The organism is Mycobacterium attenuatum (assembly GCF_900566085.1).
GTDB classification, from domain to species: Bacteria; Actinomycetota; Actinomycetes; order Mycobacteriales; family Mycobacteriaceae; genus Mycobacterium; species Mycobacterium attenuatum.
On the sequence record NZ_UPHT01000150.1, the window covers coordinates 41,588 to 60,324 of the forward strand.

The following is an 18,737-nucleotide window of genomic DNA, read 5'->3' on the forward strand; positions in this document are numbered from 1 at the left end:
CCAAAGCCGTCACCGCACACTCGATGTGGCGGCAACAACAGTCGACCCGGTGAGCACGCGAGTGTGGGGCATCCGAGGCTGGCACCAGGGCTCGCGCAATGGCTACCGCACCACGCCGCAGGTCCGTCAGCCCAGCCGGTAGTCGCCGGTCCGTGACCCATGATGCCAGCCACCCGCAGCGTGGGTACCCCCGTCCACGTGCAGCGTCTGGCCGGTGAGGTAGCTCGACATGTTAGAGGCGAGAAACACAGCTACACTGGCGATTTCGTCGACACGCCCGGGGCGGCCCAGCGGCACTACATTGCCGATGCCGGTCATCTCCGCGCCACCGGCGAGGAGTTCCAGACCTTCCGTCAGCGTGATGTCCGGTGCTATCGCGTTGACCCGGACGCCGTGCGGTGCCAGCTCCAAAGCCGCGGTCTTGGTATAGCTGATCACACCGGCTTTGGCCGCCGCATATGCCGCGTAACCGGGTGCGGCGCGCACACCTTCGATCGACGTCAGATTGACGATGCTGCCCGGCAATCCAGCGGCCACCAGGCGCCGCGCGATACGCTGCGTGCACAGCAGCACGTGGCCTAGGTTGGCGCGATAGAGTGCATCCCAGCCGTTTTCGCTGGTCTCAAGCAGCGGCGACGAGAACACGCCACCGGCGTTGTTGACCAAGATGCTCGCCACCCCCAGCTCGGTTTCGGTGCGCTGCAGTGCGGCGTCGACTTGATTGCCGTCCCGAACATCGGTTGTGATCCCCAGTATTCCGAGGGATTCCGCTGTTTGCATGCACGTTTCGGGGTCGCGCTCCCAAATAGCCACCGCAGCACCGAATGCCACCAGGCCCGCGGCGATACCGCGCCCGATTCCCGACCCGCCACCGGTGACCACCGCGACACGGCCGGTGAGCACGATGTCCGACGGGCTAATCGCCATGGTGCACTTCACGTTGCCGAGTACATCGCCGGCGCCCGGCCGATCACGCCATCGGCTTCCAGCTCGGCGATCTCAGCAGCCGGCAGTCCCAGCTCGGTCAGCAGCTCGCGATTGTGCTGTCCCAGCAGCGGCGCCGGAGCGGTGTGGAACCGGCACGGCCCGCCGGAGAATCGCATCGGCATGCTGCTGAGCCTAACCGGACCATTCACCGGATGATCGAGAACCTCGAAGAAGCCGCGAGCTGTCAGTTGTGCCAACTCCGGTTGCCGGTGCGGCTGCATCACCTTGGCCACCGGCACACCGGCATCCCATAGCGTCGCAACGATCGCATCGCCGCTTCGGGACGCACACCATGGCGCCAGATGGTCGTCGATCATGTCCTCGTGAGCACGCCGGCCGTCGGCGGTGATCAGCGCAGGTTCGGTTGCCCAGGAGGGTGATCCGAGCGCAGCGCAGAGATGTTGCCACTGCTCGTCGGTCGCGACCGCGACGGCCACCCAGCTGTCGAGACGGCCGAACTCGTCGAAATCGGCGGTGCGGTAGAGATTCTGCGGCACGGCTACCGGGCCATGGTTTCCGGTGCGATGCAATACTGCCCCGTAGGCGGTGTATTCGATGATCTGCTCGGCGGCAATGTTAACCGCGGCATCCACCATCGACGCCTCCACCAGCACGCTCTGGCCGGTGCGGCGGCGGTGCTCGAGCGCCAGTAGCAGCGCGCTCACCGCGTGCACACCCGAATTGGGGTCACCGACCGAGTACGGCTCGAACGGTGGAAGGTCCGGATAGCCGGTCAGCCAACTGATCCCGGCCGCAGATTCGATGACGTAGGCGAATGCCGGGTTGTCGCGCCACGGTCCGTCGAGGCCGAACCCCGGCATACGCAACATCACCGCATCGGGACGAATCGATTGGACCGTCGCGAAATCCAAGCCCATCTGGTCCAGTACGCGCGGTGTGAAATTTTCCGCGACCACGTCGCAGGTTGCGATCAGCCGATGCAACACCTCTCGGCCACGCGGGCTCATCAGATCCAGCGTGAGGTCTTTCTTGTTCGTGTTGAGCGCCGCGAAGATCGGTGACTTCTCCCACCATTGGTCTTCTGCCACCGGGATGCCGGCGATGAGCCGGGTGCCGTCGGGGCGACGTGTGGACTCGATATGGATGACCTCGGCGCCGAGCATGGCCAGGAAATGGGTGCAGCACGGCCCGGCCCAGAATGTCGTCATGTCGAGGACGCGAATTCCGCTGAGCGGCGGCGCTGTTGCAATAGTTGCTGGCGACGGCCTGGGACTCGGGCGGATGGACCGGTAACGCTTGGTGTGTTGGCCCAGGCGGGGTGCCGGCTCAGGCAGGCGAAGCCGCGCCGGCCACATTCGATACGGATGACCCGGCTGCAAGAACCCGTCGCGCGGGTTGGTCGCGAACGAGCCGCGTTCCCGGAAGTGGTCCAGCGAAGTGATGTTCGCGCCGTTGGCCACCGGCGCGTTGGGAATGCGGAACGCTGTCGCGAGTTCCCGGATTTCCTCGACCGGGCGACTGCGCACCCACGCATAGATCTCGTCGGCGTGGACGTTGGCCTGCTCGGTGATCGACAGCGGTGAGTCCTCGTCGATCCACTCCGGGTGGCCGACCATCGCACACAGGTCGAACCACTGTTGCGCGGTTCCACACCCAAGATCTACCAGGCCATCTCGAGCCTGCGCCACGCCCGGCACGGTGAGCCTGCGGGCATCCCGCCAGGGGTGACCGAGCATTTCGAAGTAGGTCACCGGATAGTACGTCAGCCCGAGTATCTGGGTTTCGAGCATAGAAATGTCGATCAGTTCGCCTGCTCCACTGCCGATCTGGCGATGACGGGACGCCAGAGTGGCAGCGCTGGCGTATGCTCCGGCCAGATATTCGCCAACCTGGCCGCCGACGAACACCGGCGCCCGGTCCGCGACCCCGCGTCCCAAGCCGACTATGGCACCCGACCATGCCTGCAGGGTGAACTCGGTCGCGGGACGGTCGCGCCACGGGCCTTCCAGTCCGAAAGGGGTGATCGACGTGACGATCAGGTACGGATGGCGGCGGCACATCTCCGCGGGCCTGAAACGCGCGGCGACCGCCGAACCGGCTGACCACACCACCGCGTCAGCCGAGGCCAACAGCGTCTCCACCAAGTCGACGTCGGCCTCGCTGGCGGGATCGGCTATTACGCTGTGCTTGCCGCCATTCAGGAAGCCGAACAGCGCCCCGTCAGCGCCCGGCTCGATCACAGCCCCCGAGGCCGACCAGCCGCGCAGCGGATCACCTTCCGGCGGTTCCACTTTGATCACGCCGGCACCGCCGTCGGCCAGCAGTTTGGTGCAGTAGGCGCCCGCGATACCGGTGGACAGGTCCACCACCGTGTAGCCGGCCAGGGGCGGCTCGACCGCTGGTTTCGCCGTCACTAACCCTTCTTCTTCTTGCGGTTGGGACGCTGCTTCTTGCTCAGCCGCCATTCCGGAGGAAACCGGCTGTCATTGTCCTTGACCGCAGCTCCGAGCCCCTGTTTCATAGCGTCGTCGAGCATCAGGTCGTCGGAGTCGGCCCGCACACCGCTGCCCATCGATTCGAAGAAACCGCTGAGCAGGCTGCCCAGGTACTCGCCCTGGAACTGCTTCATGATTTCGAAGAAGATCTTCTGCATGAACACGGTGTCGGTTGGCCGGTTTCGCGCACACGCCACCGCATACTTCTCCACCTCGGCTTCGAGTTGGTCACGGGGCACCACGCTGTTGAGAAAATTGCAGTCATACATCTCTGCGGCGGTGAAAACCCTTCCGGTGAAGACCATCTCCTGAAATTTCCGGATGCCCATGGTCTGCGCCCACCACCACATTCGCGGACCCCACCCGTAGTACCGGAACGACGGGTGCCCGAAGAGTGCGTCGTCGCTGGAGATCACCAAGTCAGCGTCGGCGGCCTGATAGAAGTGCCAGCCGTAGCAGTAGCCCTTCACCTCCAGGATGCTGATCTTCTTGAAGTCCTGCAGGCCACGAATGCCGGAGTTCGGGTTGGCATACCACTGGCTGACCGACGCGCCGTGGCGGAAGGATCCGATCGGCGGATATTTGACTTCGTCTGCCCCGATGCGGAACTCGGCAAGTCGCGGACTCTGATCCTCCGAATTCATGACATCCATGAATTCCTCGAGGTCGGCTCCCGACCCGAGATCCTCTCCGGCACCGCGAATCACGAGCACCTTGACGTCGTCGTCGATGCTCGCGCGGTGCAGCAGGTCGGCGTAGTGTAACCGGGCGGCGATGGTGGGCGCGTTGAGGTGGCTGGTCCGGTCGAACGTGATGGTGGCGATGCGAGTCGTGGGATCCTTCTCGTAGCGGATAACCTTGTCCGCCGGTGGATCCGATCCGGCCATCGCTATGCCCGCCACATCGGACTGGAGGTCAGCACTTCGGGTCCGTCGGCGGTGATCAACACGGCTTCACGGCCGAACACCGCACCGATGCCCGGCTCCCAGACGTACCCCGTCACGGCAAGAATCATTCCCGGCTCCAATCGTTCGTCGGTCGCTGTCCGCGGTAGCTGCGCGGAGATGACCGGCGGGTCAAAGCCCATGCCCAAGCCCCGCGCCACAGGCATCGGTGGGTCCGGTTCTCCGGATGCGGCGTAGGCCGCCAACAGCGCACTGACGCCGGCATCCGGCTGACACGCCGCAACCAGCCCGTCCCACAAGGTTTCCCAGCGCCGGTAAAGAGCCGTGGCGCGGGCACCACCGCCGGCCGGCCAGGTCCGACCCACCTCACCGATGTAGCCGCCGGCCAGCACCCCGGCCGAAAAGGCGACCAAGTCGCCGTCGTGCACGTGACCGTCGCGGCGCGCCAGGCGCCACGGGTGATCGCGTGACGTCACCCAGGTCACATCCTGATTCGAGGGCGTGCTCACCCCGCCGGCGGCCAGAGCTTCCAACAGAACTGCGGCCAAGAATTGTTCGCGAACCCCGGGCCCCAGCTCGGCTATGGCCGCGGCCAGGCCCGATTCGGCCACCTCGATGGCCCGACGCAGCGCGGCCACTTCCGCATCGGTCTTGATCCGCCGCGCGGCGCGCATGGCCAACTCGCCGTCCACCAGTTGAGCATTCGGGAAAGCCGTCGGCAGCAGGCGGGCGAAAACCGGTGACAGCGCGTCGGTTCCCACCCGCCGGGCTGTCGCGGCTCCCTCGATGCGCCGCAACACCGCAATGGTGGTCAGCGGATTCCAGGAGATGCCGTAGAGGTTTTCGTGTGGGATGTCGTCGGGGACACCTTCATCCCAGGTGCTGAGCAGATGAACGGCGCCCGTAGCGCGCACCAGCACGCACGCCGGGCCAAACGGGCGGGTGCCCGCGACCCACAATTGCGGTGTGCCGGAGACATATCGGACGTTGGCCTGCCGACCGAGAACCAGGACGTCGAGGTCGAGCGCGGCCATCTGCTCCAGCGCCCGTTGCCGGCGCCCCAGGCGCAACGCCCGGTCGTCGGGCAGGACCTCAGTCGGCATAAGGGTCATAGGTATAGTCGGTCAACCGGATCGAGCCCTCCTCGGTGATCACCAGCACCTCTTCGCTGCGGTAGCCGCCGGTGCCGTCCTCCCACACCACCGGCTCTAGGACCAGCACCATGCCGGGCCGCAGCACGAAGCCTTCGTCGAACTCGTCGCCGAGATCCGTTCCGATCATCGGCATTTCGGCGGCATTGACGCCGATGCCATGGCCCAGGTAGAAGTGCGGCAGCCAGGGCCGGACGCCGCCGTTGGCCTGTGTCGCGGCCCGGCCCAGCTCGGCGGCGGTCGCCCCCGCGCGGGCCACGCCCACCACCGCGGCCATGATCTCTCGCCATCTGTCGAACTGAGCCTGCTGGCGTGGCGCCGGGTCCCGTCCGACTATCCAGGTCCTCCCGAAGTCCGAGCAATAACCCCGGTAGGTGATGCTGACGTCGGTCCACAACACGTCGCCCTCGGCCAGTTCCCGCTCGGTGGTGAGCAGGGGCAGCGCCAAGTCGCCGTGCGTGGTCCACACGCCCTCGGCCCTGCTCTGCGGCATCACCTGCCAGATCGGTTCTAGCATGCTGGCGGTGGCACCCAACTCGAAGGCGCGGCGCAAAAAACGCGCTGACAAATCGATTTGGCGAATTCCGGGCGCCAGCGTCCGGTGCACCTCGACCATCGCCTCGTCGGTGATCCGCACCGCGGTGCAGATGCACGCCAATTCGTCCGGGGTCTTGATCACCTTTGCGGCGCCGACGACGGCGCTGGCGTCCTGGGGAGAGCCGTTGGGGAACAACAGGTTGCGGGCTCGCGACATGGCGCCGGTCAGTTCGTCGACCGCTATGGTCGCCCCGTTGGGCGTCAGACCCGCCAGCTGATGGGCGAAAAGCTCGACACCTTCATCGAATTCGAGGTAGACCGGTCCATGCAGGTGATCCGACGGTAACTCCGACTCCTGCGAGGCGCCGGCGCGGTAGGGCAGAAACAAATGCGGCCACTCGTCGTCGGCGAGTACCACCGCTACCGGCCGCTCGACGTAGGAGAGTCCGGCGTCACCCAGGGGCCAACTGACTCCGGTGGCGTAGACGACAGCACTGTTGCCGAGCAGCATCAACGCGTCGATTCCGCGTTCGGCCATCGCCGTTCGCAGCCGCGCACCGGTTTCCCGGCGCATCCGGGTCAGGTCCGGAGTGTCGGGTATCTGCAACTGCGCTAGCGTTGTCACCGTTGCAGGCCCAGGAATTCGGTGATGTTGCCGCTGACGATCCGGGCCGCGTCGGCCGGCCCGACGGCTTGCACCACCGCCGCCAGCGACTTCTCGGAATAGCCGTAGGTGCTTTCGTTGTGCGGGTAGTCCGAGGACCACATGACTTTGTCGATGCCGATCCGGTCGATCAGCTCCAGCCCCAGCGGGTCGACCATGAACGACGCGCTCATGTGCCGGTTCCAGTAGTAGCGGATGTCGTGCTCCAGCGGCCGGTTGAACATGTGTTGGTAGGACGCCACCAGGTGCTCGGCGTCTTGCAGTGCCCACGGTACCCAGGCGATGCCGCCTTCGAACCAGCCGATCCGCAACCGCGGGTGCCGGTCCAGGATGCCACCGAAGATGTACTTGGAGAATGTTTCCCGGAACCCGTCGATGTTGATCATCATCCCGACGACCACACTGTTGAACTCGCACGGGCTCTTCGGCGGTGTTTCGCCGATGTGATGGCTGATGGGAACCCCGGAAGCCTCGATCTCGTCCCACACCGGGCTCATCGAGTTGCTGGCATAGTCGATCGGGTTGCCGTCGTCATCCTTGCCCGGGTTGAGTGGCATCAGAAATGTCTTGAGCCCCAACGACTTCAGTTCGGCTAGGGTGCGCCGCGTTCCCTCCGGATCCCACCAGTTGATCAGCCCGGAGCCGTAGAAGTGCCCACCCGAACGCTCTTGCAGGTCCGCGATGTACTCGTTGTAGATTCGGAAGGCCAGCTCGCGGAGTTTCTTGTCGGGATAGTGAAACAGCGCCAGGACGGCATTGGGGAACGCCAGCTCCTTGTCGACGCCGTCGTCGTGCAGCTCTTCGATCCGGGCCTCGATGTTGGTGCTTGCCGCCCCGGGCAGGTCGTCGTATTGCATGAGTACCGCGCTGAAGTCGCCCGGCAGGAACGATTGGCCCTTGCGCCCCACCTGATAGGCACCGTCCTCGTACCAGATGCGGGGTGCCTTGTCCTTCAGTTCATCCGGGAAGCGTTCGTAGAAAATGTCCGCGGCCAGCGAGATGTGGTTGTCGGCGGAAAACACCACCGTCCCTTCGGGCAGGCCGGGGTCGGTGCTCGCGGCGTGTCCGCGGCGATTCTTCGGTGCGCCGAAGCCTTCGGGCGGGTAGAGCGACATTGTGCTGGTTTGAGCCGACATCGTGGAGCCTCCATTCGGATCGGCGGTAAGTGGTCACCAGGTGACCGGCAGTTCGTAGACCCCGTAGGCGAGCCGATCGTGTTTGAACGGGACGTCTTCGGCGGGGATGGCCAGCGCGAGGGTGGGGATGCGCCGCAACAACGTTCGGTAGACGATCTGCAATTCCGCGCGGGCCAGCTGCTGGCCCACGCACTGATGCCTGCCGTACCCGAATGCCACATTCCGCTCGGCCCCCGAGCGATGCAGATACAACCGGTCCGGCTCGGTGAACGCGCGCGGATCCCAGTTCGCCGGCGCCAAATCGATGATGATCCCCTCACCGGCGCGGATGGTTTCGCCGGCGACGTGGATGTCCTCGAGGGCGACCCGGCGCTGGCCCGTTTGGATGATGCTGAGATAACGCAGCAACTCCTCGACCGCGTTGGCGACGACCTTCGAGTCCTCGGCATCGCGCAATATGGCCGCCTGCTCGGGATGTTCCAGCAGGGCAAGCACACCGAGGCCGATCATGTTCGCGGTGGTCTCATGTCCGGCGATCAGCAGGCCGGTACCCAACTGGGCGGCCTCCTTGACACTGAGCTCGCCGGCCCGGACCCGTTCGGCCAGATCGGACACCGCGTCTTCTGATCCTCCCAAGGTGCTGTCCATCCTGGCCTCGACGAGGCGCGCCAGGTATTTGTGCAGGCTCATCGCACCCTTGACGGTGTCCTCGCCGGTGGCATACCGCGCCAGACCGACGCTGGCGTGGTGCTGAAACATCTCGGCATCCTCATAGGGCACCCCGAGCAGCAGGCTGATCACCAGCGAGGGGACCGGCAGGGCCAGTGCCGCAACGAGATCGGCCGGCTGTGCACCGGCCAGCATCGCATCGATGTGATCGTCGGTGATCTGCTGAATGGTAGGGCGTAGACCCTCCACCCTTTTGAACGTGAACGGCTTTGACAGCATCCGCCGGAAACGGGTGTGTTCTTCGCCGTCGGCGGTGAACACCGATCGCGGGCGTTTGTGGACGGTCGACAACATGGCGGCGTTCCAGTGCGGAAAGCCGGGCAGCCGGTCATCGACACTGACCCGTGAATCGGAAAACAGCTCGCGCACTTGCTCATAACCGGTGATCAGCCACGGGCTGCTGCCGTCCCAGATCCGCACCCGCGACAATGGCGCGGCGTTGGCCAGCGCCATCACGCCCGGAGGCGGCGCGAACGGACAGCCCGCGGCTCGCGCTATCGGATAGTCCGGGATCTCCGCCGCTGCCTCGGGGGCGCTGCTGGCAAGCGTGTCCGACACTGTCACTCCTCGATGTGGATGGCCATTGCTGGGCAGGCGGCGGCGGCTTTGCGGGAACCCTCGGCGTGCTCGGCGGGCGGGCGCGCAGTGAGCAGGATGACCACACCGTCCTCGTCGCGCTGGTCGAACACCTCGGGCGCATGCATGACACAGTTACCGGAGGAGGCGCAAATATCTTGTTCCACGGTAACTTTCATCTTCCGGTCCTTCACTTGCACGCTGTGGCGGGAGCCAGCCACAGGCCCACGATCGCGTCGATGAGTGCGGTGGCCGCGGCCCGCCAGGAAGGCCGGGGCGTAGAGGTTCCCGTCGCCAGAGCACGTTCGAGATCGGCGCAGGTATGCATCAGCAGGTTTCGGGCCATGAGATTACGTTGATAGCGGACGTCGAGCGGTAGATCGGGAAGGCAGCCGTTGATGCCGTCGATCACCCGAACCAACGACGGCGAGCTCAGCGCGTCCCTGACCACGATGTTGTGATACGCGGGATCGGTCATCGCCTGGGCGGCGAACCTGGCGTACCACGTGGGATTACCCAGAGCCTCGAGATGTTCGGTGAGCGGATACACCAGGCACGCGACCCAATCACGCATCGTCGGAGCATCCGGCAGCTCGGCCACCATCTGCTCGCGGAGCCGTTCAACCGGCAGCCGGTGCTTCTGCTCGATGGCACGTACCAAGTCGGCTTTGGTGCCGAAGTGATAGCCGACCGCGGCGTTGTTGCCCTGCCCGGCAGCCTCGCTGACCTGCCGGTTGGACACCGCGAACACGCCATGCTCGGCGAACAGCCGCTCGGCGGCCGCCAGGATCGCCTCCTGCGTGGAGCTGGCGCGCTCGCTGCGCACAGCCCGCCCCAGACTGGTCATGCCGTCCAGTGAACCGCCCGCCCGCAGGTTAAGTCAAGCGCTTGATTTAGACCGGCCTGGCTCGGCTCCGGCGCGCATCGGCATGTACGCGGCTTTGGTGCGGCGCGCCGCCGCAGGGGCATGACGGTGCCCGAGTTGCTGCGCCGGCAGGCCGCCCGGCTGGCGGCGCGGCCGCCGGTCAGCCACTGGCTGGCACGTGCTGGGCGGCGGCCCTCCGAGATATCCACGGCTGAGGTGCTGGCGGCGCTGGACGAGTGGCGCGGCGAGTGGCCCCATGCTGGTCGTTGACGCCTCCTGCCTGTTCGAGGTCGTCGCGGACACACCGCGCGCCGGCGCGTCCGGCTTGGCCACCGGTCACACGGGTCGGGCGTCGAATTCGACGGGCAGCGCTGTCGGGCCGCTGATTCCCGCGATGGGCTTCCACGTGACGGGTCCGCTGCGGCGCGCGTGCGGCATCAGCCGGGTCACGACTATCAGCGCTTCGGCGAGTTCGACTCTGGCCAGATGCGCGCCCAGGCAGTAGTGCACACCACCGCCGAAGGTCAGTATCGGCGCCGGACCCTGCCGGGTGATGTCGAGACAATCGGGTTGGTCGTAGAGCGCCGGGTCGCGATTGGCTGCCGCGGTGTTGGCGATAACGCACGTGCCCGCCGGGACGCCGACATCGCCGAGTTCGACGTCGCCGACGGCAACCCGCACACTGCTGAAAGCGATTGGGAAATAACGGATCAACTCCTCCACCGCGCGCGGTGCCAACTCGGGATGCTCGACCAGCAGCGACCACTGGGCGGGATAATCGGCGAGAATCTGCACTGCGGCGGCCAATTGATTACCGGTGGTGTCGGTTCCGGCGTTCAGCAGGATGACGACGAGGTTGACGAGCTCGTCGCGAGTAAGGCGCTCGCCGTCGTCTTCGGCTCGAATGAGCTCGGAAATCAGATCCTCACCGAGGGATTGGCGGCGACGATCGCTCAAGTCTCCGACATAGGCGTCGAGTTGCTCCCACGCGGTCACGATGACGGATTCCTCGGCGGCAACGTTGATCCCGAAGGCTTTGCTGATGTCATCGGACAACTGGGAGAACAGCTTCCAGTCTTGCCGGGGTGCGCCCAACAGTGCACAGATGATCGCGACCGGGTAGGGCCGGGCTATATCGGCGACCACGTCGCAATGGCCGGCAGCGGCGTTGGCCTCGACCAGTTCGGTGATGACGGCGACACACGCGGCGCGCATCCGCGCGGCGGCGCGCGGCGTGAAAGCCCTTGCTACCAGCCGCCGGAGCCGGTGGTGCTGGGCTCCATCGAGGCTGACGATCGTCCGGCAGACGCGGTCCCAAACCGGTCCGGCGGTAATGCCCTGCGCCGCCAGACCGATCCCGCGTGGCATCGCGAAGCGGGAATCGCGCAGGACGGTGCGGACCAGATCATAGGTAAGCACCTCCGGTCCGTAGTGCCCGAACGCGATCGGCGCCCGCTCGCGCGCCTGCCTGATGAGCCGGTGGGCCTCGTCGGGATCGCGGGAATCATGGTAGGCGATGGTCGGCAGCGCGACATCAAACACGGTCATCAGAAGCCCTCCTCCGGTCGGCGATGAATCGACTATCCGGCGGCGCCGGCCCACCACCATCGGCCGAACTACCTAATTCCGCGGTGCGCCGATGCGTAGGTGCGCATGCCGAGCGCGGACCGCATTAGCGATTTGGCTGATGTCTTGCGGCCGGCATCGCCGCAGGCTGGCTAGCACGAGCGAAACCGACTGGAGCGACCTGGGCGTGAGCGAACTGCCGACCGGGACCGTGACGTTGCTGCCGGCCGAGTTCCGAAGGCTTCACCCGGCTGTGGCAGACCCAACCCGAACAGATGACGGCCGCGGTCGCGCTACTGTCTCGCACCTTGGCCGACGTCGTGGCCGTCCATGACGGAGTGCGGCCCGTCGAACAAGGAGACGGCGACAGCTTCGTGATCGCCTTCGCCCGGGCATCTGATGCGGTGGCGCTGCAGCGGGCACCGCTGGTCCGATTCGGTTGCGGATCAGGGTGCATACCGGTGAGGTGCAGTTGCGCGACGAAGGCAACTACATAGGGCCCACCATCAATCGGGCCGCGCGGCTGCGCGACTTGGCCCACGGCGGACAAACGGTGTTGTCGGGCGCGTCCGCGGACATGGTTGTCGACAATCTCCCACCCGAATATCTGGCTGACCGATCTGAGCGTCCCCGCTTGCTCGATCTCCCCCGACCCGAACGCGTGCTCCAGCTAAGCCACCCGGACCTACGCACCGACTTCCCGCCGCTGCGCTCGGCCGACACCGCCGCCTCTCTCAATCTTCCGATGCAGCTCACGAGTTTTGTTGGACGGCAAGCAGAAACGATGCGGCTACCAAGCCGCAAGACTTTTCGGCGCGGCCGAGGCGCTGCGCCGCCGCATGGGGGTGATGCGATTGCAGGTTTACCTGGCCGGCTACCAGGATTCGGTGGCTTCACCGCGAACTGTACTGGACAGCAGTGGATTTCATGCCATCTGGGCCGAGGGCGCGGCGTTGTCCGTCGAGGAGGCGATCACCTATGCGCAACGGGGTCGCGGTGAACGCCGACGCCGGGCCAGCGGCTGGGAATCGCTGACGCCCGCCGAACTCGATGTCGTGCGACTGGTCGCCGACGGACTGGCGAACAAGGACATCGCGACCCGGCTATTCGTTTCACTGCGCACCGTGCAGGCCCACCTCACCCACGTCTACCCCAACTCGGCCTGACTTCTCGCGTGCAACTGGCTCAGGAGGCGGCCCGCCACGGTTGGCTCAGCCCTCGTCGTAGCTCCATGCGAATAGTTGTTCGGCCATCTTGGCAAGGTCGGGCAATGCGCCGGTCGCGACCTGTATGACGAATTCGAAGCGGTCATCCTCGGGGGCACTAATCCACTGGCCGTTGATGCCGAGGAAGATCCGGCAAGCCGTCCACGCCAGTCGCTTGTTTCCATCTACCAGCGCGTGATTGCGCGCCAGGGAGTGCAGCAGCGCGGCGGACTTGAGGTGCAGACTCGAGTAGGCATCTTCACCGAACACCGACGCGCACGGGCGTGCGAGAGCTGATTCAAGCAACCCGTAATCCCCGATCACGACATCCGCACCGACAGCCTCACGGGCAATGTCGAGTAGGTCGTCGAGATCCAGGTACTCGGTCATGCGTCCTTGAGCCGCCGCAGGACCCCGGCCTCCTCCCGCACCACGCGCTGCAGGGCCGCGGCAACCCTCGCCTTGTGCGTGCGCCGCGCGATGTATTCGTCGATGGCCGACAATGCGACGGCCTGCATCGACCGTCCCTCCGCGATCGCCTGCCTGCGCAGCGCTTCCGTCTGCTCAGCACTGGTGCGTAGCGTCATGCCCATGACCGCATGATACCTGATTGATACCAGGGCTTCAGGGCACCACGAGCTCGTCGATGACAGACGGACACAACACGTACCCTGCCCTCAGTGACTGGAGTGCTAACGTGACCGACTTCCAGCAAGCAGGCCCGCTGCATTTCCGCACCAGCAGCGTAGTTCTCCGCGCTTCCGCTGATGTTTCGCCGCCGATGGTTCCGCATGCTGACTAGCATGAGCGACACGAATCCTGGCGCGGACATCTTGCCGGTGGACGGAAGTGAGCTGGGCATGAGCGACTTGCCGAACGGAACGGTGACGTTGCTGCTGGCCGATGTTGAAGGATCGACCCAGCTGTGGCAAACCCAGCCGGAGCAGACGGCGGCGGCGATCGTCGAACTCGACCGCACCCTCGCCAGTCTCGTCGTCGACCACGACGGCGTACGTCCGGTCGAGCAGGGCGAGGGCGACAGCTTCGTGGTCGCGTTCATCCGTGCCAGTGATGCGCTCAACTGCGCGCTGGCGCTGCAGCGCGCCCCGCTGGCCCCGCTGCGGCTGCGAATCGGGTTGCACACCGGCGAGGTGCGGATGCGCGACCCGAAGGATCCAACCAACTATGTCGGTCCGACCATCAACCGCACCGCGCGGCTGCGCGATCTGGCACACGGCGGCCAAACCGTACTATCAGGCACCACAAGCGATTTGGTGATCGACCAGCTTCCGGCAGGGGTCTGGCTGACCGATCTGGGCACCCACACCCTGCGGGATCTCCCGCGACGCGAACGGGTAACGCAACTGTGCCATCCCGATCTGCGCAACGACTTCCCGCCGCTGCGGCTGCCGAAGACCATTGCGGCCCAAGGGCTCCCATCACAGCTGACGAGTTTCGTCGGCCGCGAACAGGAGCTGGCCCACGGGCGCCAACTGCTGACCGCGCATCGGCTGGTAACGCTCACCGGCGCGGGCGGAGTGGGCAAGACGCGGCTGGCGTCGCAGATCGCCGCCCGGGCGGCAGGCGAGTTCGACGGCGGGGTGTGGTATGTCGATCTGGCCCCGATCACCGACCCCGACGCCGTCCCGGCCGCGATGATGCGCGCGCTGAGTCTGCCCAACCAGCCCGGGCGATCCACGATGGACACCCTGCTGCGGTTCGTCGCCGATCGGCAGATGCTGATCGTGCTGGACAACTGCGAGCATCTGCTCGACGCGATCGCGGAGCTTATCGTCGCCCTACTCGGCGCCTCCCGTCGGTTGACCCTGATGGCGACCAGCCGCGAACCGATCGGGACGCCCGGCGAGGTGAACTGGCGCGTGCCGTCGCTGTCGGTTGCCGACGAGGCCGTGGAGCTGTTCAGCGATCGGGCCCGCCGGGTGCTGCCCGACTTCCGCATCGACGCCGAGACGGCGGCTGCGGTGACCGAGATCTGCCGTCGGCTGGACGGAATGCCGCTGGCGATCGAGCTGGCCGCCGCGCGGGTGCGGGCGCTGTCGCTCAACGAGATCGTCGACGGCCTGCATGACCGCTTCCGACTGCTGACCGGCGGTGCCCGCACTGCCGTGCGCCGACAGCAGACGCTGCATGCCTCGGTGGACTGGTCACACGGATTGCTCAGCGAGACCGAGCGGGTGATGTTTCGCCGGCTGGCGGTGTTTCTCGGCGGTTTCGATCTCGACGCCGCCCAGGCCATCGACGCTAGCCCTCAGCGATATCACGTGCTGGATCAGCTCACCCTGCTGGTCGACAAATCCCTGGTGGTCGCTGAAAACACCTGTGGGCGAACGCGATACCGATTGCTGGAGACGGTGCGGCAGTACGCGCTGGACAAACTTGCCGAATCCGGCGAAGCCGACAGCGTGCGGGTGCGCCACCGTGACCACTACACGGCGATGGCGGCCCTGCTCGACGCCCCGGCGAGCGCCGACCATCAGCGGCGTCTGGACCGCGCCGCGGCGGAGATCGACAACCTGCGCGCCGCGTTCACCTGGAGCCTGGAGCACTTCGACAGCGAAGGCGCATTGGCGCTGGCGTCTTCGCTGCAGCCGCTGTGGCTTACCCGCGGCCGGATCCGGGAAGGCCTGGCATGGTTTGACAACGCCCTGGCCGACATCGATGCACGACGCGACCAGGTTGCGCCCGCCGTGCGGGTCCGGGCTCTGGCCGACAAAGCGGTGTTGGATGCCTGGGCCGGAGCGCCCGGTTCCCTGGACCGGGCCGAGCACGCACTGACCATCGCACGCGACCTCGACGACCCGGCCCTGCTGGTGCGGGCACTGACCGCGTGCACCTTCATCGCGACCTACAACGCCGAGATTGCCCGGGCGTACTGCACCGAGGCGATCGGCCTGGCCCGCGTCACCGCAGATCATTGGCGGCTCAGCCAGCTCCTGGGCTGGCAGGCATATGCGGCGATCATCGCCGGTAATCCGATGCAAGCGCGGGTGGCCGCAGAAGAGGGCCGCGATGTCGCAGACGCGATCGGCGACGGGTTCCATTCGCGTGAATGCCGGTTGTGGCTGGGCTGGGCACAACTCTGGCGAGGCGAACTCGACTCAGCCACAGCCAATTTCGCCGAGGTGATTACCGAAGCGCAAGCAGCTCACGACGGGATCTCCCGAGCGATCGGCCTGGCCGGCCGTGGCTGGACCTTGGCCTATCAGGGTGATACGGGCGCCGCCCGGGCCGCCGCTGACGCCGCCATCAAGGGCGGCGCGGATCTCGGCGAACTGTACGAGGGTATTGGCCACGGCGCGCTGGCCGTCGCTGCGGTCGCCGCGGGTGATCCCGCGACGGCGCGCGCCGCCAGCGAGGCGGCGCAGCGGCTCATGCCGTCCGAGACCGCGGTGACCACCATCTGCTGGGCGGCGCAGGCCGCGCTGGCATGCGGGGATCTCGCGGTCGCCCAACGCTGGGCGGAGGAAGCGGTTTCTGCCACGACGGCCTGGCCCTATCACGCGATGGAAGCCCTTGCCACGCGTGCCCGGGTGGCGCTCGCACGCACTGATCGCGACCGTGTCGAACACGACGCGCATGACGCTCTGGTGCGCGGCGTCGGTGTCGAAGCCTATGCGCGCATCCCCGACCTCCTGGAATGCCTAGCCAGCCTTGCTGTCGACGCCGACAGCCACCGCGAAGCCGCACGGCTCTTCGCCGCCGCAGCGGCGATGCGGGAGCGAATGGGGTTGGTGCGGTTCACGATCTACGACGCCGGCTATGAAGCATCAGTGGCAGTAGTGCGTAATGGTCTAGGGGACAACGACTTCGAAGGCGCATGGCAGGAGGGCGCCGCGCTGTCCACCGACGAGGCGATCGGCTACGCACAGCGTGGCCGCGGCGAACGTCGACGGCCCAGCACCGGCTGGGCGTCGCTGACACCGGCAGAACTCGACGTGGTGCGGCTGGTCGGCAACGGCCTCAGCAACAACGACATCGCCAGCCGGCTTTTCGTTTCACCGCGGACCGTGCAATCACATCTCACCCACGTCTACACCAAGCTCGGCGTGACCTCCCGGGTGCAACTCGCCCAGCAAGCGGCCCGTCAAGGCTAGGGCTGCCGTCGCCACGTCCCCAACGTGTGCTCAATGCGACAATTCCGCAACAAGTTCGCAGTGGCTTCACGTTCGGCGCTGGGACCGGATGGCCTTGCCGGCCACTGTCCCGCCGTCCACCGGCAGCACTGTTCCGGTGACATAGCGGGACCGCTCGCTGGCGAAATACAATGCCGCTTCCGCAATGTCGTCCGGTGTACCCTCCCGCTTCAGCGGCCGGTCGTCCCGCATCTTCTGGCGAATCGCCGCCTCGTACTGCTCGATGCGTTCCCGGTCCTTGCCCGCCGCTGACGTCGCGAGTAACGATGTGGGTATGTTGCCCGGCGCGATGGCGTTGACCCGAATTTCGTAGTGCGCCAGCTCGATTGCGGCGGACTTGGTGAACTGGATAACCGCAGCTTTCGACGCGCGATAAGTCATCACGCCGCCGCCGGCCTGGATCCCGCCGATGGACGTCATATTGACAATGGATCCGCCACCGTGGGCGGCCATGTGCCGGGCGGCATCGCGGGTGCCCACCATGACCCCCAGCACGTTGACAGCCATGACCCGGTGGAAGTCGGCCAAGTCGTCATCGAGGAATCGCCGGTGCATGGTTCCGGAAACGCCCGCGTTGTTCACCATGATGTCCAAGCCACCCAAGGTGTCAACCGCGGTTGCCACCATCGCCTCGACCTGTTCGGGATCGCAGACGTCGGTGCGCCGGAACAACGCATCGGGCCCTTGCGCGCTGGCCAGCGCTCGGCCGGCGTCCTCATCGACGTCGGCGATGACCACCCGCGCACCCTCGGTCACGAACCGTTCAACCGTGGCACGGCCGATACCCGACGCCCCACCGGTGACCACAGCGACTTTGCCGGCTAGTTCGTTGGCCACACGACGAGTTAATCGGCGCGGGCCGCCTTAAGTCAAGCAGTTGATTTAGCAGGGCAGCAAGGGAACGGCCGAGTTCAGGCGATCGACCTCACCGAGGCGATGGCCGCCGCTCCCCAACCACGCGGCACCGCCAGCGTGCCAACCGATCCCGCGCTACCCCAAGCCGCCGACACCACCGGCCGTGACGCACCGGGCGCCTTGGTCGCCATCGCGGCCGACGGTGAGCTGATTGCCGACACGAAGGCGTTCATCGGCGACGGGAAGTGCTTGAGCCGCATCATGTCTGCGATCGTCGAGGTGGCAGACACCGCTTGCACCGGCCGTCCGAGGCTACGCAGTGCCGCAGGCACCTGGGCCATCGTCTGGGCCAGCATGCCGAGCGCGCCGGCGTCCTCGTCGCACGCCAGGAAGCCGGGCGCGCTCTCACCCGGTGCGGGTGGCGCCAACGGCGTCAGGGTCACGGCCGATGCCGAAGCGTTAGCGTAGCGATACATCGCGCAGGCATCCTGTGCCCACATTTCGCTGTAGTCGGCTTCGAGGGCCGCGATGGCGGGCGTGTCTTGACCGGTCGCATTCGCGTGGGTCAACGAAGCCAGGCGAGCCCGGTTGGCGGCTATCACCGAGGGCGCGACGGTGGCGGCGAAGGCGTTCTCGAATGCGCAGGCAGCCGCCCTGGCCTGGCCCGCAATCTGCTCGGCCTGGGTTGCGGTGCCGGTCAGCCAACGCAGGTAGGGCGCAACCGCGGCAGCCATCGAGTCCGACGCGGAGCCCCGCCACCCCTCGTCGGTCAGCGCCGAAACGACCGAACCCACGGACGCGGCTGTGCCGTACAAGTCGTCAGCCAGTTTGTCCCAGGCCGCCGCGGCCTGTAGCAGCGGCTGCGACCGAGTACCCGCATACATTCTCGCCGAAGTGATCTCGGGTGGTAACGCTCCGAAATCCACCTCGCCACACCTCCGGGTCGCCGTC

17 protein-coding genes and 1 pseudogene are annotated in these 18,737 nt (G+C 66.3%); 4 read left to right on the forward strand and 14 right to left on the reverse strand.

Going from position 1 to position 18,737, the window contains the following annotated elements; translation table 11 throughout:
* Nucleotides 1-126: 126 nt before the first annotated feature.
* From EET13_RS24025 to EET13_RS24065, 9 genes are all read right to left on the reverse strand, one after another.
* Entirely contained in the window at nucleotides 127-927 is an 801-nt protein-coding gene (locus EET13_RS24025) for an SDR family NAD(P)-dependent oxidoreductase (RefSeq protein ID WP_122444667.1), read from the reverse strand.
* Between the two features lie 8 nt (nucleotides 928-935).
* A complete protein-coding gene (locus EET13_RS24030) occupies nucleotides 936-3,362 on the reverse strand; it encodes a CaiB/BaiF CoA transferase family protein (RefSeq protein WP_244604080.1) in 2,427 nt (808 codons plus the stop codon).
* Nucleotides 3,362-4,330, reverse strand: a complete 969-nt coding sequence (locus EET13_RS24035; protein WP_122444608.1) for an enoyl-CoA hydratase/isomerase family protein — start codon at nucleotides 4,328-4,330, stop codon at nucleotides 3,362-3,364. The genes EET13_RS24030 and EET13_RS24035 overlap by 1 nt, the downstream gene beginning before the upstream one ends.
* 2 nt (nucleotides 4,331-4,332) lie before the next feature.
* The gene (locus EET13_RS24040) at nucleotides 4,333-5,451 is read right to left on the reverse strand and encodes a M24 family metallopeptidase (RefSeq protein WP_083134926.1); all 1,119 of its coding nucleotides are present in this window, start codon (nucleotides 5,449-5,451) and stop codon (nucleotides 4,333-4,335) included.
* The gene (locus EET13_RS24045; RefSeq protein WP_425293722.1) at nucleotides 5,441-6,661 is read right to left on the reverse strand and encodes a M24 family metallopeptidase; all 1,221 of its coding nucleotides are present in this window, start codon (nucleotides 6,659-6,661) and stop codon (nucleotides 5,441-5,443) included. Before EET13_RS24045 ends, EET13_RS24040 begins: the two co-directional genes overlap by 11 nt.
* Nucleotides 6,658-7,725: an amidohydrolase family protein gene (locus tag EET13_RS24050; RefSeq protein WP_176216242.1), complete on the reverse strand. Its 1,068-nt coding sequence runs from the start codon at nucleotides 7,723-7,725 to the stop codon at nucleotides 6,658-6,660. Before EET13_RS24050 ends, EET13_RS24045 begins: the two co-directional genes overlap by 4 nt.
* Before the next feature lie 144 nt (nucleotides 7,726-7,869).
* A complete protein-coding gene (locus EET13_RS24055) occupies nucleotides 7,870-9,123 on the reverse strand; it encodes a cytochrome P450 (protein WP_122444609.1) in 1,254 nt (417 codons plus the stop codon).
* Between the two features lie 2 nt (nucleotides 9,124-9,125).
* Nucleotides 9,126-9,320, reverse strand: a complete 195-nt coding sequence (locus tag EET13_RS24060) for a ferredoxin (protein ID WP_122444668.1) — start codon at nucleotides 9,318-9,320, stop codon at nucleotides 9,126-9,128.
* A gap of 11 nt (nucleotides 9,321-9,331) precedes the next feature.
* On the reverse strand, nucleotides 9,332-9,988 hold the full coding sequence (locus tag EET13_RS24065) for a TetR/AcrR family transcriptional regulator (protein WP_122444610.1): 657 nt from the start codon (nucleotides 9,986-9,988) through the stop codon (nucleotides 9,332-9,334).
* 120 nt (nucleotides 9,989-10,108) lie between these two features.
* Here EET13_RS24065 and EET13_RS30585 point away from each other — a divergent pair, with 120 nt between their 5' ends.
* On the forward strand, nucleotides 10,109-10,276 hold the full coding sequence (locus tag EET13_RS30585) for a hypothetical protein (RefSeq protein WP_168991327.1): 168 nt from the start codon (nucleotides 10,109-10,111) through the stop codon (nucleotides 10,274-10,276).
* A gap of 66 nt (nucleotides 10,277-10,342) precedes the next feature.
* Here the strand turns inward: EET13_RS30585 and EET13_RS24070 are convergent, their stop codons facing one another.
* On the reverse strand, nucleotides 10,343-11,554 hold the full coding sequence (locus EET13_RS24070; protein ID WP_122444669.1) for a cytochrome P450: 1,212 nt from the start codon (nucleotides 11,552-11,554) through the stop codon (nucleotides 10,343-10,345).
* 139 nt (nucleotides 11,555-11,693) lie between these two features.
* On the opposite strand from EET13_RS24070, the pseudogene EET13_RS31920 reads away from it, so the two are divergent.
* Both EET13_RS31920 and EET13_RS24080 read left to right on the forward strand, forming a co-directional pair.
* Nucleotides 11,694-12,353, forward strand: a pseudogene (locus tag EET13_RS31920) (nucleotidyl cyclase domain-containing protein); the annotation flags it as partial.
* 67 nt (nucleotides 12,354-12,420) lie between these two features.
* Nucleotides 12,421-12,738: a helix-turn-helix domain-containing protein gene (locus EET13_RS24080; RefSeq protein WP_244604081.1), complete on the forward strand. Its 318-nt coding sequence runs from the start codon at nucleotides 12,421-12,423 to the stop codon at nucleotides 12,736-12,738.
* A gap of 45 nt (nucleotides 12,739-12,783) precedes the next feature.
* Here the strand turns inward: EET13_RS24080 and EET13_RS24085 are convergent, their stop codons facing one another.
* Together EET13_RS24085 and EET13_RS24090 are read right to left on the reverse strand one after the other, a co-directional pair.
* Nucleotides 12,784-13,167 carry a type II toxin-antitoxin system death-on-curing family toxin gene (locus EET13_RS24085; protein WP_122444611.1) on the reverse strand — a complete coding sequence of 128 codons (384 nt, stop codon included), beginning with the start codon at nucleotides 13,165-13,167 and terminating at the stop codon, nucleotides 12,784-12,786.
* A complete protein-coding gene (locus EET13_RS24090; protein WP_122444612.1) occupies nucleotides 13,164-13,370 on the reverse strand; it encodes a CopG family transcriptional regulator in 207 nt (68 codons plus the stop codon). Before EET13_RS24090 ends, EET13_RS24085 begins: the two co-directional genes overlap by 4 nt.
* Before the next feature lie 267 nt (nucleotides 13,371-13,637).
* Between EET13_RS24090 and EET13_RS24095 the strand changes: the two genes are divergently transcribed.
* Nucleotides 13,638-16,892 carry a helix-turn-helix transcriptional regulator gene (locus EET13_RS24095; protein ID WP_122444670.1) on the forward strand — a complete coding sequence of 1,085 codons (3,255 nt, stop codon included), beginning with the start codon at nucleotides 13,638-13,640 and terminating at the stop codon, nucleotides 16,890-16,892.
* Between the two features lie 66 nt (nucleotides 16,893-16,958).
* Here EET13_RS24095 and EET13_RS24100 read toward each other — a convergent pair whose 3' ends face one another.
* Both EET13_RS24100 and EET13_RS24105 read right to left on the reverse strand, forming a co-directional pair.
* Nucleotides 16,959-17,768, reverse strand: coding sequence for an SDR family NAD(P)-dependent oxidoreductase (locus EET13_RS24100; protein ID WP_122444613.1), 810 nt, complete (start codon nucleotides 17,766-17,768; stop codon nucleotides 16,959-16,961).
* A 74-nt stretch (nucleotides 17,769-17,842) separates the two neighbouring features.
* Nucleotides 17,843-18,712: a PPE family protein gene (locus tag EET13_RS24105; RefSeq protein WP_136623240.1), complete on the reverse strand. Its 870-nt coding sequence runs from the start codon at nucleotides 18,710-18,712 to the stop codon at nucleotides 17,843-17,845.
* Between the last annotated feature and the right edge of the window lie 25 nt (nucleotides 18,713-18,737).

What these genes read in the sequence shown, in the direction of transcription:
- EET13_RS24060 (WP_122444668.1), bottom strand. Translation starts at nt 9,320, where the DNA reads ATGAAAGTTACCGTGGAACAAGATATTTGCGCCTCCTCCGGTAACTGT.
- EET13_RS24040 (WP_083134926.1), bottom strand. Translation starts at nt 5,451, where the DNA reads ATGCCGACTGAGGTCCTGCCCGACGACCGGGCGTTGCGCCTGGGGCGC.
- EET13_RS24080 (WP_244604081.1), top strand. Translation starts at nt 12,421, where the DNA reads ATGCGATTGCAGGTTTACCTGGCCGGCTACCAGGATTCGGTGGCTTCA.
- EET13_RS24070 (WP_122444669.1), bottom strand. Translation starts at nt 11,554, where the DNA reads ATGACCGTGTTTGATGTCGCGCTGCCGACCATCGCCTACCATGATTCC.
- EET13_RS24065 (WP_122444610.1), bottom strand. Translation starts at nt 9,988, where the DNA reads ATGACCAGTCTGGGGCGGGCTGTGCGCAGCGAGCGCGCCAGCTCCACG.
- EET13_RS24035 (WP_122444608.1), bottom strand. Translation starts at nt 4,330, where the DNA reads ATGGCCGGATCGGATCCACCGGCGGACAAGGTTATCCGCTACGAGAAG.
- EET13_RS24025 (WP_122444667.1), bottom strand. Translation starts at nt 927, where the DNA reads ATGGCGATTAGCCCGTCGGACATCGTGCTCACCGGCCGTGTCGCGGTG.
- EET13_RS24090 (WP_122444612.1), bottom strand. Translation starts at nt 13,370, where the DNA reads ATGGGCATGACGCTACGCACCAGTGCTGAGCAGACGGAAGCGCTGCGC.
- EET13_RS24095 (WP_122444670.1), top strand. Translation starts at nt 13,638, where the DNA reads ATGAGCGACTTGCCGAACGGAACGGTGACGTTGCTGCTGGCCGATGTT.
- EET13_RS24085 (WP_122444611.1), bottom strand. Translation starts at nt 13,167, where the DNA reads ATGACCGAGTACCTGGATCTCGACGACCTACTCGACATTGCCCGTGAG.
- EET13_RS30585 (WP_168991327.1), top strand. Translation starts at nt 10,109, where the DNA reads ATGACGGTGCCCGAGTTGCTGCGCCGGCAGGCCGCCCGGCTGGCGGCG.